This window comes from Streptomyces specialis (assembly GCF_001493375.1).
Classification (GTDB): Bacteria; Actinomycetota; Actinomycetes; order Streptomycetales; family Streptomycetaceae; genus Streptomyces; species Streptomyces specialis.
In genome coordinates this window covers 199,696-215,491 of sequence record NZ_LN929897.1, presented here as the reverse complement: position 1 = coordinate 215,491, position 15,796 = coordinate 199,696, and the positions used below count along the sequence as shown (strand labels likewise).

13 protein-coding genes are annotated in these 15,796 nt (G+C 71.7%); 4 read left to right on the top strand and 9 right to left on the bottom strand.

The window, feature by feature from the left end; genetic code table 11:
• Window positions 1–186: 186 nt before the first annotated feature.
• From BN2279_RS23670 to BN2279_RS23630, 9 genes are all read right to left on the bottom strand, one after another.
• Complete coding sequence (locus BN2279_RS23670; protein WP_059013047.1) at window positions 187–1,239, bottom strand: BMP family lipoprotein; 1,053 nt, start codon at window positions 1,237–1,239, stop codon at window positions 187–189.
• Window positions 1,240–1,436: 197 nt separating this feature from the next.
• Window positions 1,437–2,642 (bottom strand): amidohydrolase, encoded by a 1,206-nt coding sequence (locus BN2279_RS23665; RefSeq protein ID WP_059013044.1) that lies wholly within the window; start codon window positions 2,640–2,642, stop codon window positions 1,437–1,439.
• A 142-nt stretch (window positions 2,643–2,784) separates the two neighbouring features.
• Complete coding sequence (locus tag BN2279_RS23660) at window positions 2,785–3,834, bottom strand: hypothetical protein (RefSeq protein WP_059013043.1); 1,050 nt, start codon at window positions 3,832–3,834, stop codon at window positions 2,785–2,787.
• 81 nt (window positions 3,835–3,915) lie between these two features.
• On the bottom strand, window positions 3,916–4,851 hold the full coding sequence (locus BN2279_RS23655) for an N-acetylneuraminate synthase family protein (RefSeq protein WP_059013041.1): 936 nt from the start codon (window positions 4,849–4,851) through the stop codon (window positions 3,916–3,918).
• Entirely contained in the window at window positions 4,848–6,053 is a 1,206-nt protein-coding gene (locus tag BN2279_RS23650) for an N-acylneuraminate cytidylyltransferase (RefSeq protein WP_059013624.1), read from the bottom strand. The genes BN2279_RS23655 and BN2279_RS23650 overlap by 4 nt, the downstream gene beginning before the upstream one ends.
• An 85-nt stretch (window positions 6,054–6,138) precedes the next feature.
• Complete coding sequence (locus BN2279_RS23645) at window positions 6,139–7,497, bottom strand: DUF6716 putative glycosyltransferase (RefSeq protein ID WP_059013039.1); 1,359 nt, start codon at window positions 7,495–7,497, stop codon at window positions 6,139–6,141.
• 224 nt (window positions 7,498–7,721) lie between these two features.
• Window positions 7,722–9,305: an acyl-CoA mutase large subunit family protein gene (locus BN2279_RS23640; protein ID WP_059013036.1), complete on the bottom strand. Its 1,584-nt coding sequence runs from the start codon at window positions 9,303–9,305 to the stop codon at window positions 7,722–7,724.
• A 283-nt stretch (window positions 9,306–9,588) separates the two neighbouring features.
• Entirely contained in the window at window positions 9,589–10,158 is a 570-nt protein-coding gene (locus BN2279_RS23635) for an RNA polymerase sigma factor (protein ID WP_079032449.1), read from the bottom strand.
• A 272-nt stretch (window positions 10,159–10,430) separates the two neighbouring features.
• Window positions 10,431–12,083, bottom strand: a complete 1,653-nt coding sequence (locus BN2279_RS23630; RefSeq protein ID WP_059013034.1) for a family 20 glycosylhydrolase — start codon at window positions 12,081–12,083, stop codon at window positions 10,431–10,433.
• A gap of 244 nt (window positions 12,084–12,327) precedes the next feature.
• Between BN2279_RS23630 and sdhC the strand changes: the two genes are divergently transcribed.
• Genes sdhC through BN2279_RS23610 form a run of 4 tightly spaced genes read left to right on the top strand, consistent with a single transcriptional unit; the run spans window position 12,328 to window position 15,743 of the window.
• Window positions 12,328–12,708 carry a succinate dehydrogenase, cytochrome b556 subunit gene (gene sdhC, locus BN2279_RS23625; RefSeq protein WP_079032538.1) on the top strand — a complete coding sequence of 127 codons (381 nt, stop codon included), beginning with the start codon at window positions 12,328–12,330 and terminating at the stop codon, window positions 12,706–12,708.
• Window positions 12,709–12,714: 6 nt separating this feature from the next.
• A complete protein-coding gene (locus BN2279_RS23620) occupies window positions 12,715–13,182 on the top strand; it encodes a succinate dehydrogenase hydrophobic membrane anchor subunit (RefSeq protein WP_059013030.1) in 468 nt (155 codons plus the stop codon).
• 24 nt (window positions 13,183–13,206) lie between these two features.
• Window positions 13,207–14,961, top strand: a complete 1,755-nt coding sequence (gene sdhA / locus BN2279_RS23615) for a succinate dehydrogenase flavoprotein subunit (RefSeq protein ID WP_059013028.1) — start codon at window positions 13,207–13,209, stop codon at window positions 14,959–14,961.
• Complete coding sequence (locus tag BN2279_RS23610) at window positions 14,961–15,743, top strand: succinate dehydrogenase iron-sulfur subunit (protein ID WP_059013025.1); 783 nt, start codon at window positions 14,961–14,963, stop codon at window positions 15,741–15,743. Before sdhA ends, BN2279_RS23610 begins: the two co-directional genes overlap by 1 nt.
• Window positions 15,744–15,796 lie beyond the last annotated feature (53 nt).

Sequence of the window (15,796 nt, the reverse complement as noted above, 5' to 3'; positions counted from 1 at the left end):
CGCCGGCCGGGTGGGCCCACCGGATCTTCTACTCGCGTAGAAACACCTGCCGGGCCGGGTGCCGCGCAGGCGGTGGACGCCGGCCGGAGCGACATGTCCCGGTGCGGCCGACCGCCCGCCCGCCGGCGCCCACCAGGGCGCCGGCGGTACGGGGTACCGCGGGTGGTCCGTCGGGGACCGGGCGGACTAGGGGGTGTCGGCGACGGTGATCTCGCCGTCCACGATCCGCCGGGTGGCCTCGTCGATCTCGGCCTGGATGTCGTCGATGAACCCGCCGGAGGTGGACAGCGAGACGCCGTCCTCGGCGAGCGTGTACTCGTGGACGCCGGACGGCGCCTCACCGCCGACGACCGACTCGATCAGGTCGTACACCGCCACGTCCACGCCCTTGACCACCGAGGTCAGGATCGAGTCCTGGAACTCGGCCAGCCCCGGCTGCGCGTACTGGTCGGAGTCCACGCCGATCGCCCAGGCGCCCTCGACGCCGGCGACCTCCTCGATCGAGCCCTGGCCGGAGGAGCCGGCCGCGGTGTAGATCACGTCCACGCCGCGCTCCAGCATGCCGTCGGCCTGCTCGGCCGCGCGGGCCGGGTCGCTGAAGCCCCGGTCGTCGTCGCGGTAGAGGTAGTTGACCTCGACCTCGATGTCCGGGTCGGTGTCCTCGACGCCCTGGACGAAGCCCGCCTCGAACTTCTGGATCAGCGGGTTCTGCACGCCGCCGATGAAGCCGACCTGGCCGGACTCGCTCTTCAGGGCCGCGGCGACCCCGGCGAGGTAGGAGCCCTCGTGCTCGGCGAAGACCATGCCATAGACGTTGTCGCCCTCGGGGGCCGAGTCCACGACGCCGAAGGTGGTGTCCGGGAAGTCCTGGGCGACCTCGGCGACCGCGTTGCCGTAGAGGAAGCCGACGCCGATCACCGGGTCGTAGCCCTCCTGGGCCAGGGAGGTCAGGCGTTGGACGCGGTCGGCGTCCGTCTCGCCGTTGCGGGCCGTCTGGTACTCGACGTGGACGCCGAGCTCCTCCTCGGCCCGGTCGCCGCCACGGGCGGCGGACTCGTTGAACGAGTGGTCGTTCCGACCGCCGACGTCGAAGGCGATGCCGACGCCGTGCGACGCGCCGCCGGTCTCGTTGCTGTCGTTCCCGTTCGATTCGGTGGAGCTCTCACCACAGGCGCTGGCGGTGAGCGCGAGGACCGCCGAGACGGCGACCGTTGCTGCAATCCTCGATACGCGGCGCAAGAGGGCTTTCCCTTCGGTCGAACGCGCCTCTTACGGCGCTGTTGCGCAGATCGTAACGCGCGTAGACCAGGAGCGAACCCCACAGTTCGTCCTGTTATCAGATCGGTGTTAACGCAACCTGTACGCAACATCAGCACCGCCCCCACACCTGTTCCCCCACCGGAACCGCGCCCCGGGGCGGCCTCACGGCGGCGGGGTCACCGGTCGAGGAGCGCCGCCTGGGTCAGCAGCTCCACGCCGACCCCGATCGCCCGCTCGTCCACGTCGAAGTCACCCTGATGGATGTCGCGCGGAGCCGCCGAGGGGTCGCCGGGCGGGCGGACGCCGAGCCGGGCCATCGCGCCCGGCACCTGCTGGAGGTACCACGAGAAGTCCTCGCCGCCGAGGCTCTGCTCGGTGCCGGTCACCGCGTCCGCGCCGAACCGGGAGGTCATCGCCTCGGCCAGCAGCGCGGTGGAGGCCGCGTCGTTGACCACGGGCGGCACGCCCCGCACGTACTGGATCTCGGGCTTGGCCCGGTACATCGTCGCCACCTCGTCCACGGCGGCGAGCACCAGATCGGGCGCGGCGTGCCAGGCGTCCAGGTCGAGGCAGCGCATCGTGCCGGACAGCTCCGCCACCTGGGGAATGACATTGGGCGCGTGCCCTGTGGTGAGCCGGCCCCAGGTGATGGCCATGCCCGCCCGGGTGTCCACACGGCGGGCGATCAGCGCCGGGACCTCGGTGGCCACCCTGGCCGCCGCCGTGACCAGGTCGGTCGTCAGGTGCGGGCGGGCGGTGTGGCCGCCGGGCCCCGCGAGTCTGACCTCGATGCGGTCGCAGGCGGAGGTGATGGCGCCGGTGCGCACGCCGATGCGGCCGGCCTCCAGCCGGGGGTCGCAGTGCAGGGCGAGGATGCGGGCCACGCCCTCCAGCACGCCGGACTCGATGGCGTCGGGCGCTCCGCCGGGCAGCACCTCCTCGGCGGGCTGGAAGATCAGCCGGACCGGGCGGAGCAGCAGACCGCTCGCGGCCAGCCGGGCCAGCAGCAGGCCCGCGCCGAGGACGACGGTGGCGTGCACGTCGTGGCCGCAGGCGTGGGCCCGGCCGGGAACGGTCGAGCGGTACGGCACGGTCTTGGTGTCCGGGATGGGGAGCGCGTCGATGTCGGCGCGCAGCGCGAGGATCGGGCCGTCCGCGCCCGGCGACCGTATGTCGCACATCAGGCCGGTGCCGCTGTCCAGGACGCGCGGCGCGAGACCGGCGCGCTCCAGGCGCTCCTTGATGACGGCGGTGGTGCGGACTTCCTGGTTGCCCAGCTCGGGATGCATGTGCAGATCCCGGCGGAACGCGACGAGCTCGGCCCGCAGCGCGTCGTCGAACGACGGGAACGCGGTGGGCTCCGGGGACAGCAGATCACTCACGTGATCGAGCGTAGCCCCGAACAGGGGTCAACAGGACGCTCGTCGTGGAAAGTTCACACTCCGAGACGTGGCCGCGCCCGCATGGGACCGACTGTGACTGGGTATGACTGCTTGATTCAGCCGCGCGTGTGGAATAGGTCACTCAGGGCGCGGCGGGCGGCGGCGCCGGGCTGTGCGCGGCACGCGCCGTGCTGGTGACGGTGGCGAGGAAGCCGCTGGCGCGCTCGGTCACCCGTTCCGTGAAGAGGGACTCGGCGACATCGCAGACCACGACCTCCACCCCGGTGTCCGCGAGCACGCGCGGCAGCGTGTGCACCACCGTGGAGGGGAAGCTGACGATCTTCGACCCGATCGGCCCGCGCCGCGCCACCAGCTCCAGCGGCAGATCGGGCCGGACTATCTCCACGCGCGCCGCGCGGCTCAGCCGCCGCAGCTTCTCGCCGCTCTCCTTGCGGTGCGCGAAGTACCGGGTTATGCCGTGCTCCTCGACGAGCGCGGCGACCGCGGCCGTATAGCCCTCCTCGTGCAGCACGCCGGTCTCCACCAGCGAGGTGCCGACCAGGTCGGCGCCGCCGGTGAGCCGGGGCGCGCCGAAGCGGGACCGGGTCCAGGAGAACGTGTTGGCCGTGACCTCGACGCCCGGCATGGCCTGCACGGGCATCGCGGTGAACACCTCGACGGACCGGTCGGCCGCCGGGGTGAGGCGCCGCACCGCGCGCCGGGCGACCGGCGTGAACAGCACGGCGCGCGGCCCCCTGGCCCGGGGGCGGTGCCAGCGCACCAGCCGCTCGCCGCGCGAGAGCTGCGCGGTGAACTCCATGGTCGCCGTCCCGTCGTCCACGACCACGATGTCCGGGCTGCCGACCATGGAGAGCAGGAGCTGGAGATAGTGGGAGAACGGGTCCCCGATGACCAGCCGCCCGGCCCTGCGCAGCGGCCCGGCCAGGGCGGCCAGGGCCCGCGACGGCGTCAGCGCGCCACCGCGGGCCTCGCGCCACAGCACGCGGCACCCGGAGTCCCGGGCGAGCTGCGCCATGCGGCGCAACTGCCCCCTGCTGGTGGGCTCCTGGGGCGGAAGGATGACGACGGTGAAGCCGCCCGGCCCGGTGGCGTGGGCCCACTCCAGCGTGTTCAGCAACTGGACCGGGCTCTCGGCGAACGCCAGTGTCCGCTCGCACGCGTCGTCGGTCATGCGGTCTCCCGTCTGTCCTTCCCTGCGAGCCCCAGGGAGCCCCGATGGGCTCCCTCGGGCCGGACTCGTCGTCCCGGCGGCTCAGACCGAGGCGGTCGCGGCCTCGGTGCTGTCCTCGCGGCCGGCGACCACGCCCTTGACGCGGCGCAGCTTCTTCATCGGGCCCAGCTCGCTGTCGTAGACGCGCTTGACGCCGTCACCGAGGGACTCCTCGATGATGCGGATGTCGCGCACCAGCCGGGTCAGGCCCTGCGGCTCGACGGAGGCGGCCTGGTCGGAGCCCCACATCGCGCGGTCGAGGGTGATGTGCCGCTCGACGAAGGTGGCGCCGAGGGCGACGGCGGCCAGCGTGGTCTGCAGGCCGGTCTCGTGGCCCGAGTAGCCGATGGGCACGTTCGGGTACTCGGCCTGGAGGGTGTGGATCACCCGCAGGTTCAGCTCCTCGGCCTTGGCCGGGTAGGTGCTGGTGGCGTGGCAGAGCAGGATGTTCTCGCTGCCGAGGACCTCCACCGCGTGCCGGATCTGCTGGGGCGTCGACATCCCGGTGGACAGGATGATCGTGCGGCCCGTGGCGCGCAGGGCGCGCAGCAGCTCGTCGTCGGTGAGCGATGCCGAGGCGACCTTGTGGGCCGGCAGGTCGAACCGCTCCAGGAACGCGACGGCCTCGGTGTCCCAGGGCGAGGCGAACCAGTGGATGCCGCGCTTCTTGCAGTACTCGTCGATGGCCCGGTACTCGTCCTCGCCGAACTCGACGCGGTGCCGGTAGTCGATGTAGGTCATCCGGCCCCACGGGGTGTCCCGCTCGATGTCCCACTGGTCGCGCGGAGTGCAGATCTCCGGCGTCCGCTTCTGGAACTTCACGGCGTCGCAGCCGGCTTCCACCGCGGCGTCGATCAGCGCGAGCGCGTTCTCCAGATCGCCGTTGTGGTTGATGCCGATCTCACCGGTGATGTACACCGGGCGGCCCGGTCCCACGACACGGTCGCCGAAGTCACGAAGGCGGTTGCCTGGGGTCATGATGTGGTCAGTTCCTTTCCGAGGATCCACGAGGCGATCTCGCGGATCGCGCCTGCGCCACCGGGCGCGGAGGTGACCGCGCGAGCGGCGCCGCGCACGACGTCATGGGCGCTGGCGACGGCGACCGGCCAGCCGACGAGGTCGAAGCACGGCAGGTCGTTGACGTCATTGCCCGCGTAGAGCACGCGCTCCGGCGCGATTCCCTGCTCCTCGCACCACTGCTTGAGGGCGAGGTCCTTCCGGTCGATGCCGTGGAGCACGGGGATGCGCAGCTTGCGCGCCCGTGCGGCGACGACCGGGTTCTCCTCCGTGGACAGGATCAGCAGGGGCAGACCGGCACGCCGCAGTGCGGCGATGCCGAGCCCGTCGCCGCGGTGCACGGCTACGAGCTCCCGTCCGTCGGAGTCGACGAGCACCCTGTCGTCCGTCTGGGTGCCGTCGAAGTCGAGCACGACCGCGTCGATGTCGGCGCGGGTCGGGAGGTAGTCGGGAAAGGGTCCGCTGGGAACGGACTCCTTGCCGCCGTCGAAGAGCGGCGCCAGGGCCCGGGCGCGGGCGAGATCGTGCGGATCGTCGATCTCCAGCACGCGCGCGGGGTCGGTGCGCACCAGCTCGGTCCGGCCGAAGAAGCGGTGCTTCTCCTCGCGGAACCCGTCGGCGCGCATCGCGTAGGCGGCGCCCGTCTCCAGCAGGTCCTGCGGCCGGTCCTGGCGGCGGGGCCGGTACGCCTTGTCGTGGTTGACGCCGTGGGCGCCGGCGTCGGGGGCGTCGCGCCACAGGAAGCCGTGGAACGGGGCGACCGTGAGGGCGGTGTCGGCGCCGTCGAGGACGGCGGCGGCGACCCCGTCGATCTCCTCGCGGGTCAGGAACGGGCTGGTGCACTGGACCAGCAGGACCACGTCGACCGTCACGCCGTGCCGCCGCTCGTAGACCTCCATGGCGTGCAGCACCGCCGCCTCGCTGGTGGCGGTGTCCCCGGCGATGTCGGAGGGCCGCTCCACGACCTCGGCACCGGCGGCGTGCCCGGCCGCCGCTATCCCCGGGTCGTCGGTGGAGACGATCACGGAGGTGAGCAGCCGCGCGGCGCGGCAGGCGCGGACGGCGCGCGTGACCAGGGGGGCGTCCCCGACCGGCGCGAGGTTCTTCCCGGGCACCCCCTTGGAGCCCCCGCGCGCGGGGATCACAGCCAGCACAGTGCTCATGAACATGCCTTCGATCGGAGGTGCTCGTCGTTCGGAATCTCGGGGGTGGCGGTCGTGAGGTCCGGGATCTCGGGAGCCGGCGCGCTCACAACTGCCCCCAGCGCCGGATGAGCGGCGCGACCCGCTGCACACCGGCCCGGTAGGCGCCGCGCGCCGTGCGGCGCAGCAGCCGGCGGGAGGCGGCGCGCATGCCCGCCTGCGGAACGGGCGCCTGGGGCCCGGCGACGGGCTCGCCCTTGAGGTCGAGGCCGTGGCGGGCCAGCACGCCGGGCAGATACCCGGGGGCGGTGCGGGCCGCGTAGTAGGGCGCGAGGGGCGGCAGCCCCTTCTCGCGCCGCACGCCGAGCAGCGCGTCGAGCCGGTCGCGCGCCCCGGCGAAGGCCCGGTCGTGCGAGGTGGCCACGCCCTGGTCGGCCAGCCACTCCGGGTCGGGCTCGGGCAGGTGGCCCGCGTCCAGCTCGTCCCAGGAGGCGAAGCAGCCGGAGCCGATGAAGTAGTGGTTGCCGAGGGATTCGCGCACGCCGAGGTCGGTCAGGACGGCGGTGGGGATGGAGCGGTGCAGCGACTCCAGCGCGGCGGTGGAGCTCACCGTGACCAGCAGGTCGGTCCCGTCCAGGACCTCCCCCATGTTCCCGTAGGCGAGGCGGAAGTTGGCCGGCAGCTCATCCTTCGCCCGCTCGGCCAGCCGCTGGTAGGGCAGCTCCTCGATGTGCGTGGTGTGCTCGCTGGGCTTGCTGCGCAGCTTGAGCACGACCTCCCGCTCGGGGTGCCTGCGGGCGTGCTCCACGGCGCGCTCCAGCAGGTACACCCGGTCCTTGCGGCTGTCGGGCACCGAGGGCTGGACGGCGAAGACCACGCGGTACGGCCGCTCGCCACGTGCGGCGGGGCCGGGGTCGTAGGCGCGTCCGTCGAGGAACGGCAAGGCGCACTCGGTGACGGATGAGCTGTCGGCGCGGACGCCGTCGTAGACCGCGCGGAAGCGCCGCGCGTCGAAGGGGCTGTTCGCCAGGACCATGTCCGCGCCGTGCCGCAGCAGCAGCCCGTCGGGCAGCTTCTCGTACACGACCCCGACATATCCGGTCACGACGACCGGCCGCCGGTCGGCGGTGCGCCAGGCGCGGGCGAGCCCGTGCAGCATGGCCTGGATGGTGCCGCCCACACAGGCGAGGATCAGGACGTCGATCGGCTCCTTGCCGCCGTCGCCGTGGGCGCGCTCACCGAGGTCGGCGAGGAAATCCGCCGCGCTGACCTCGCGCAGGACGTCCGCCTCGGCCCCGATCCCCGCCAACTGCCGCTCGGTGGGCGTGGCGCGCCCCCACAGCAGGTAGCCATGGACGGTCGACTCCGGGGCGATCCGGCGCGCCGTCAGCGCGCCCCACTTCCACCGGGTATCGGAATCCGCCAGCACGGCCACACGGAGTGGGGTGGGGGATGAAACGGGCACGGCTTCCAGGCTAGGGAGCGGTGTCGAGTGCTGGGCCAACTCAGTCACAACAACCAGTTAACAGCATGACAAGTAAAGACGAACTCAGCTCCGGGGTGCCCGCGGGGCCGGTCCGGCACGGATCGGGCCGGTGGCGGCGCCCCACCGGCGAAGAGTCGTTCGCGGAGAAATCCCCCGGTGGACACCCTGTGTTCATCTACCGGGGGAGGCTGGAGCCAACGGGCTCAGAAGGTTTCGGACGGCACGTACGCGCCCCACACCCCCCGGAGCGTGTTACAAACCTCACCGACCGTGGCGCGCAGGCGCAGCGCCTCCTTCATGGGGTACAGCACGTTCTCCTCGTCGCCGGACGCCGCGGCGGCCAGCGCGGCCAGCGCCGCGTCCACCGCCGCCTGGTCCCGCTCGGCCCGCAACCGCGCCAGCCGCTCGGCCTGCTGCGCCTCGATGGCCGGGTCCACCCGCAGCGGCTCGTACGGCTCCTCCTCGTCGAGCTGGTAGCGGTTGACGCCGACGACGACGCGCTCGCCGGCCTCCGTCTCCTGCGCCACACGGTAGGCGCTGCGCTCGATCTCGGACTTCTGGAAGCCCTGCTCGATCGCGTTGACGGCCCCGCCCCGGTCCTCGACCTGACGCATCAGGTCCACGATCGCCGTCTCCAGGTCGTCGGTCATCGACTCGATGACGTACGACCCGGCGAACGGGTCCACGGTGGCCGTGACATCCGTCTCGTACGCCAGGACCTGCTGGGTGCGCAGCGCCAGCCGGGCCGACTTGTCGGTCGGCAGAGCGATGGCCTCGTCGTAGGAGTTGGTGTGCAGCGACTGGGTGCCGCCGAGCACCGCGCCCAGGGCCTGGACGGCGACGCGCACCAGGTTCACCTCGGGCTGCTGCGCGGTGAGCTGCACGCCCGCGGTCTGGGTGTGGAAGCGCAGCATCAGCGACTTGGGGTTCTTCGCGCCGAACTCCTCGCGCATCACCCGCGCCCAGATGCGGCGGGCCGCGCGGAACTTGGCGATCTCCTCCAGCAGGGTCGTCCGGGCGACGAAGAAGAACGACAGCCTCGGCGCGAAGTCGTCCACGTCCATCCCGGAGGCCACGGCGGTGCGCACGTACTCGATGCCGTCGGCCAGGGTGAACGCGATCTCCTGCGCGGGCGTCGCCCCCGCCTCGGCCATGTGGTAGCCGGAGATGGAGATGGTGTTCCACTTCGGCAGCTCGGCCTTGCAGTACTTGAAGATGTCCGCGATCAGCCGCAGCGACGGCTTGGGCGGGAAGATGTACGTCCCCCGGGCGATGTACTCCTTCAGCACGTCGTTCTGGATGGTCCCGGTGAGCTGGGCCGGGCCGACGCCCTGCTCCTCGGCGACGAGCTGGTAGAGCAGCAGGAGCAGCGCGGCGGGCGCGTTGATCGTCATCGACGTGGACACCTTGTCCAGCGGGATGCCGTCGAACAGCACCCGCATGTCGTCCACGGAGTCGATCGCCACGCCGACCTTGCCGACCTCGCCGTGCGAGATCGGCGCGTCGGAGTCGTGCCCCATCTGCGTGGGCAGGTCGAACGCCACGGACAGGCCCATCGTCCCGTTGGCGATGAGCTGCTTGTACCGCGCGTTGGACTCCACCGCCGTGCCGAAGCCCGCGTACTGCCGCATCGTCCACGGGCGTCCCGTGTACATCGACGGATACACGCCCCGGGTGTACGGATAGTCGCCGGGCTCGCCCAGCTTCTCCCGGGGGTCCCAGCCCTTGAGCGCTTCGGGACCGTACACCGGTTCGATGGGCTTTCCGGATTCGGACTCTCGCGTCATGGTCAGCCTCCCGCATCATCGCGCCCCTGCCGCAACGGACTGTAGCGACCGGCAACCTCCCCGTGGGAGGGGGCACGGCTGGGAGAAGCGTCACAACCCGGCGCGCGGGAAGGGACGGTGGAGATGCGCGGGCGGGACTAGGGGGAAAGCCGCCCCGCCCGCGCCTGGGGCTCCCTGAGGTACGGGGGGGACCTCGGGAATGCCCCGCGGCCGATGACCAGTCGGCCTGCTTCTTACTGCGCCGTAGTCCCGATTTCCGTTACAGGTTCCGGCGTGGTGCCGGTCACAGCCGGCCCTCGCCCCACAGCTCGACCAGCTCGGCGAGCCGGCGCAGCCCCCGGTGGTTCGCGGTGCGCACCGCGCCGGGCCGGCAGCCCAGGACCGTGGCCGCGCGCTTGGCGTCCAGACCGAGCATCGTGCGCAGCACCACGGCCTCCGCCTGCTCCTGCGGCAGCTTCGCGACCAGCGCGAACGCCTCCGAGGTGGACAGGGAGGCTATGGCCTCCTCCGCGGTGTCGGCCGAGGAGGCGACGTCGGTCAGCCCGGCTTCCTCGGTGCCGCACTCCTGGGGCCGCCGGCCGCGCGCCCGCAGGTGGTCCAGCGCGCGGTTCCGCGCGATCCGTGCCGTCCAGCCGCGGAAACGGTCGGCGTCGCCGCTGAACCTCCCCAGATCACGCGATATGTGCAGCCACGCCTCCGCCGTCACGTCCTCGGCGTCGGGCTCGGCGACGATGGTGCGCACATAGCCCAGCAGTCGCGGATGAACGGCCCTGAACACCGCCCGGAACGCGGTCTCGTCCCCACCCTGAGCCGCGTGCACCGCCGCGGTCAGGTCGATGTCTGCCCCCTGCACTCCCGGCCCCCCTTTGCGGCTGGCGCCGCGTACTCCCCAAGTACTTCCCAAGGCTGGTGACTGTGAGTCTGTGGAGTCTGAACGCTACGCGTTCCGCATGGCTGAGTCCATGGCGCATTCGGACGTATCCGCTCGGTAACAGAAACCAGTTCGAGAGCGCTGTAGGGGGTGCGGACGGAAGCCGGATCAGGCTCCCGTCCGGTGGCGGCCGGGGTCTCTCCTGTGGGGGGTGGCGGCCCCGGCCGTCCCGGTTCCGCGTCCGGCCGGCCAGGTCAGGAGGCCCGGCCGGTCCGCTGGTCCGCGCCGGACGCCACCTCGTCGGCGAGCGCCGTGAACTCCTGCCAGTCCCGCGCCGGGTCGGCGGGGTCCCAGAGCTTTTGCGCCACCGCGCGCAGCGGCATCCGGATGCCCTCGGCCACCTCTGCGGTGGTCTGGGCGTCGGCCAGGTCGCACCAGACGGCCAGCCGCCCGCCCGGTATGCGGGAGGCGCCGGCGTACTCGTCCGGCACCGGCTCCGAACCGCGCAGCACGTCGGGGGTCCACTCCTGGTAGATCCGCTCGCCGGTCGGGTAGGTGAAGCCGTTGGGCTCGCCCAGCACGTAGTACAGGTACTCGGAGTTGAGGTTGACGACCTGGTACCCGGCCTCCAGGTACTCCACGGGCTCGCGGGCGCCGTACTCGCGGCCCGTCCAGTAGGCGACCTGCCGGTCCTGGTCCGGGGCGACGGTCCCGCCGCGGTGCATGCCGTCGTTCCACACCTGCGGGACGCGGCCCAGCTCCCGTACGGTCTCGGCGCGGTCGTTGAGCCAGCCGGTGGCCAGGTCGCGGACCGTGGCGCCGGGTCCGTGCCTCTCGCGCGCCGCCTCGGCCAGCCCCGGGTAGGTGGCCTCCGGGTCGGAGGCGAGCAGCGCCACGTACTCGTCGCCGCCCAGGTGCCACAGGCGGCTGGGGAACAGGTCGTCGTACTCGCGCAGCAGGTCGTCGATCAGCTCGCCCGCCGCCGGGTCGGCGATGTCGATGGCGCCGGGGGCGACGCTGCCGTCGGCGCGCGTCAGCCGCAGCCCGGGGTGGGCGTCGAGCACGGCGCCCAGGTGGCCGGGCGAGTCGATCTCGGGGATGACCTCGATGTGCAGCGACGCGGCGAGGTCCACGATGCCGCGCACCTCGTCCTTGGTCAGGTGCGTCTCCGAGACGATCTCGGGATGGGTGTCGCTCTCCACGCGGAACGCCTGGTCGTCGCTGAGGTGGAGCTGGAGCTGGTTGAGCTTGAGGTCGGCCATCTCGCGCAGCCGGTCCTCTATCCACGCGGCGGGGAAGTGCTTGCGCGCGATGTCCAGCGACAGGCCGCGCTGCGGCCGGTCGGGACGGTCCTCGACGGTGCCCTGCGGGAGGCCGCCGCGCCCGTTGACGGCCTGGACGAGGGTCCGGGTGCCGTAGAAGACGCCCGCGTCGGTCGCGGCGGTGATGGTGACCCGCTGGTCGTCGGTCACCAGCGTGTAGCCCTCGTCCCCGGTGTCCGCGTCCGGGTCCAGGACGAGCGCCACGTCCCCGGCGCGGGCGCCGTCCGGGGCGCGGTCCGCGTCCAGCTCGTCGGCCAGCCGGTCGGCCTCGTCGGCCAGCGGCCCGCCGGGGTCGGCGACCACCCGGGTGGAGTCGGCCGGCGCCCAGCCGGGACCCGGCTCGGCGTCGAAGGAGCGGACGGAGGGGATGGTGGCCGGGTCCCCGGCGGGACCGGTCGGCAGGGGCGAGGGGACCGGGGTCGGGCTGGGGCCGGCCCCGGGCGTGGGCGACGCCGACGCGTGCCCGGCGGCGCCGGAGCCGCCGGTCCCGGCGCCGTCCACGACCCAGCGGACGGCCACGGCCACCGCGGCCAGGACGAGCACGGCCACGACCAGCGCGGGTATTCGCAGCGGCGCACGTCGCATACCTCGACGGTAACCGCTGGCCGTGACGCGGCAAGCCGGGCGGAAGCCCGGGCAGGAAGCCCGGGCAAATGGATGACGCGCGTGCCTGATTGGTCACAGGACCGGCCCCCGCGCTGAAGTACCCGGAGCCCGTCGATACCATGTGCGCGGCCGGTGGACCGTACCCGGCCGGGCCTGACCGACATCCGTCAGAAGCGAGGAGCTGCCGGCCGGCCCTCCTGAAACGCTTGTGAAGGGTTCTTCCGTGCCGGCAGGAACGTTGTACCGCGGCCGGGAAGGCATGTGGTCATGGGTGGCGCACCGCGTCACCGGTGTCACCGTTTTCTTCTTCCTGTTCGTCCATGTGCTGGACACCGCGCTGGTCCGTGTCTCGCCCGAGGCCTACGACGACACCATCGCGGTGTACAAGACACCGATCGTCGCCGTGATGGAGTACGGGCTGGTCGCCGCCGTCCTTTTCCACGCCCTCAACGGGCTGCGGGTGATCGCCGTCGACTTCTGGGCCAGGGGCGCCCGTTACCAGCGCCAGATGCTGTGGACCGTGGTGGGCCTGTGGGCCCTGACCATGGCCGGGGCGGCGTACCCGGTTCTGGGGCACGCCTTCCGTGAGCTGTTCGGGAGCTGAGGAACGATGAACAAGGCCATCGAGACCACCGACCCCGCCGACGCGACCTACGGGCCCGACCACCCGGCGCCGGTCATCGAACCGCCCCGCGCCCGCACCGGCAGGTCCCCGCGCACCAGCCGCACGAACTACGAGCTGTACGGCTGGGTGTTCATGCGGATGTCCGGCATCCTGCTCGTGGTGCTCGTCATCACCCACCTGCTGATCCAGCTCGTGCTGGACGGCGGCGTCAGCAAGGTGAGCTTCGCGTTCGTCGCGGGCCGCTGGGCGTCGCCGTTCTGGCAGGCGTGGGACCTGATCATGCTGTGGCTCGCGATGCTGCACGGCGGCAACGGACTGCGGACGATCATCAACGACTACGCGGAGCGCGACACGACGCGTTTCTGGCTGAAGATGCTCCTGTACACGGCCACGGTCTTCACCGTGCTGCTGGGCACCCTGGTGATCTTCACCTTCGACCCGAACATCAGCTAGCGCAGCGGGGCAGACGAGAAGCCAATGCAGATCCACAAGTACGACACCGTCATCGTCGGCGCCGGCGGCGCGGGGATGCGCGCGGCCATCGAGGCGACCAAGCGCAGCCGCACCGCCGTGCTGACCAAGCTGTACCCGACCCGCTCCCACACGGGCGCCGCCCAGGGCGGCATGGCCGCGGCCCTCGCCAACGTCGAGGACGACAACTGGGAGTGGCACACCTTCGACACCGTCAAGGGCGGCGACTACCTGGTGGACCAGGACGCCGCCGAGATCCTGGCGAAGGAGGCCATCGACTCCGTCCTCGACCTGGAGAAGATGGGCCTGCCCTTCAACCGCACCCCCGAGGGCCGGATCGACCAGCGGCGCTTCGGCGGGCACAGCCGCAACCACGGCGAGGCGCCCGTGCGCCGCTCCTGCTACGCGGCCGACCGCACCGGGCACATGATCCTCCAGACGCTGTACCAGAACTGCGTCAAGGAGGGCGTGGAGTTCTACAACGAGTTCTACGTCCTGGACCTGCTGCTGAGCGAGGTGGACGGCGTCAAGCGCACCGCGGGCGTCGTGGCGTACGAGCTGGCCACCGGTGAGCTGCACGTCTTCCGGGCGAAGGCCGTGGTCTTCGCGTCCGGCGGCAACGGCAAGTTCTACAAGGTGACCTCCAACGCCCACACCCTGACCGGCGACGGCCAGGCGGCGGCGTTCCGGCGCGGGCTGCCGCTGGAGGACATGGAGTTCTTCCAGTTCCACCCGACCGGCATCTGGAAGATGGGCATCCTGCTCACCGAGGGCGCGCGCGGCGAGGGCGGCATCCTGCGGAACAAGGACGGCGAGCGCTTCATGGAGAAGTACGCGCCCGTCATGAAGGACCTCGCCTCCCGCGACGTCGTCTCCCGCTCGATCTACACCGAGATCCGCGAGGGGCGCGGCTGCGGCCCCGACGGCGATCACGTGTACCTGGACCTCACCCACCTGCCGCCGGAGCAGCTCGACGCGAAGCTGCCGGACATCACCGAGTTCGCCCGCACGTACCTGGGCATCGAGCCGTACACCGACCCGATCCCGATCCAGCCGACCGCGCACTACGCGATGGGCGGCATCCCCACCAACGTGCGGGGCGAGGTGCTGGCCGACAACACGACCGTGGTGCCCGGCCTGTACGCGGCCGGCGAGGTCGCCTGCGTCTCCGTGCACGGCGCGAACCGCCTGGGCACCAACTCGCTGCTGGACATCAACGTCTTCGGCCGCCGGGCCGGCATCGCCGCCGCCGAGTACGCGGCCACCGCCGACTTCGTCGAGCTCCCGCCGGAGCCGGAGCGGTTCGTGTCCACCGAGGTGGAGCGGATGCGGAACTCCACGGGCGAGGAGCGGGTCCCGGTGCTCCGCAAGGCCCTCCAGGAGACGATGGACAAGAACGCCATGGTCTTCCGCACCGAGCAGACGCTCAAGGAGGCGCTGGAGGACATCGCCGAGCTGCGCGCCCGCTACCGCAACGTGTCGGTCCAGGACAAGGGCAGGCGGTTCAACACCGACCTGCTGGAGGCCCTGGAGCTGGGCAACCTGCTGGAGCTGGCCGAGGTGCTCGTCGTGTCCGCCCTGGCCCGCAACGAGTCGCGCGGCGGTCACTACCGCGAGGACTACCCGAACCGCGACGACGTCAACTTCATGCGGCACACGATGGCTTACCGCGAGGTGGACGCCGACGGCAACCAGTCGATCCGCCTGGACTACAAGCCGGTCGTCCAGACCCGCTACCAGCCGATGGAGCGTAAGTACTGATGGCTACCCCGACTCTGGAGAAGACCTCCGGCACGGCCCCCTCGGCGGACGAGCACCTGGTCACCGTCACCTTCCGGATCCGCCGGTTCAACCCGGAGGAGGCGGCCGAGGCGTTCTGGCAGGACTTCGAGATCCGTATCGACCCGAAGGAGCGCGTCCTCGACGCGCTGCACCAGATCAAGTGGGAGCTGGACGGCACCCTGACGTTCCGCCGTTCCTGCGCCCACGGCATCTGCGGCTCGGACGCGATGCGGATCAACGGCAAGAACCGGCTGGCGTGCAAGACGCTGATCAAGGACATCGTCGGCCTGAAGAACGGCGTGGGCACCAAGCCGATCTCGGTCGAGCCGATAAAGGGTCTGACCGTCCTGAAGGACCTGGTCGTGGACATGGACCCGTTCTTCCAGGCGTACCGGGACGTGATGCCGTTCCTGATCACCAAGGGCAACGAGCCGACCCGTGAGCGGCTTCAGTCCGCGGCGGACCGGGAGCGTTTCGACGACACCACCAAGTGCATCCTGTGCGCGGCGTGCACCTCGTCGTGCCCGGTGTTCTGGAGCGACGGGCAGTACTTCGGCCCGGCGGCGATCGTCAACGCCCACCGCTTCATCTTCGACTCCCGTGACGAGGGCGCCGAGCAGCGGCTGGAGATCCTCAACGACCGCGACGGCGTGTGGCGCTGCCGCACGGTGTTCAACTGCACGGACGCCTGCCCGCGCGGCATCGAGGTCACCAAGGCGATCCAGGAAGTCAAGCAGGCCCTGATCACCCGTCGTTTCTGACGGCTCGGCCCGGCGCCCCGGACGCGGTCCGGGGCGCCGGGCCGCCCGCCGTG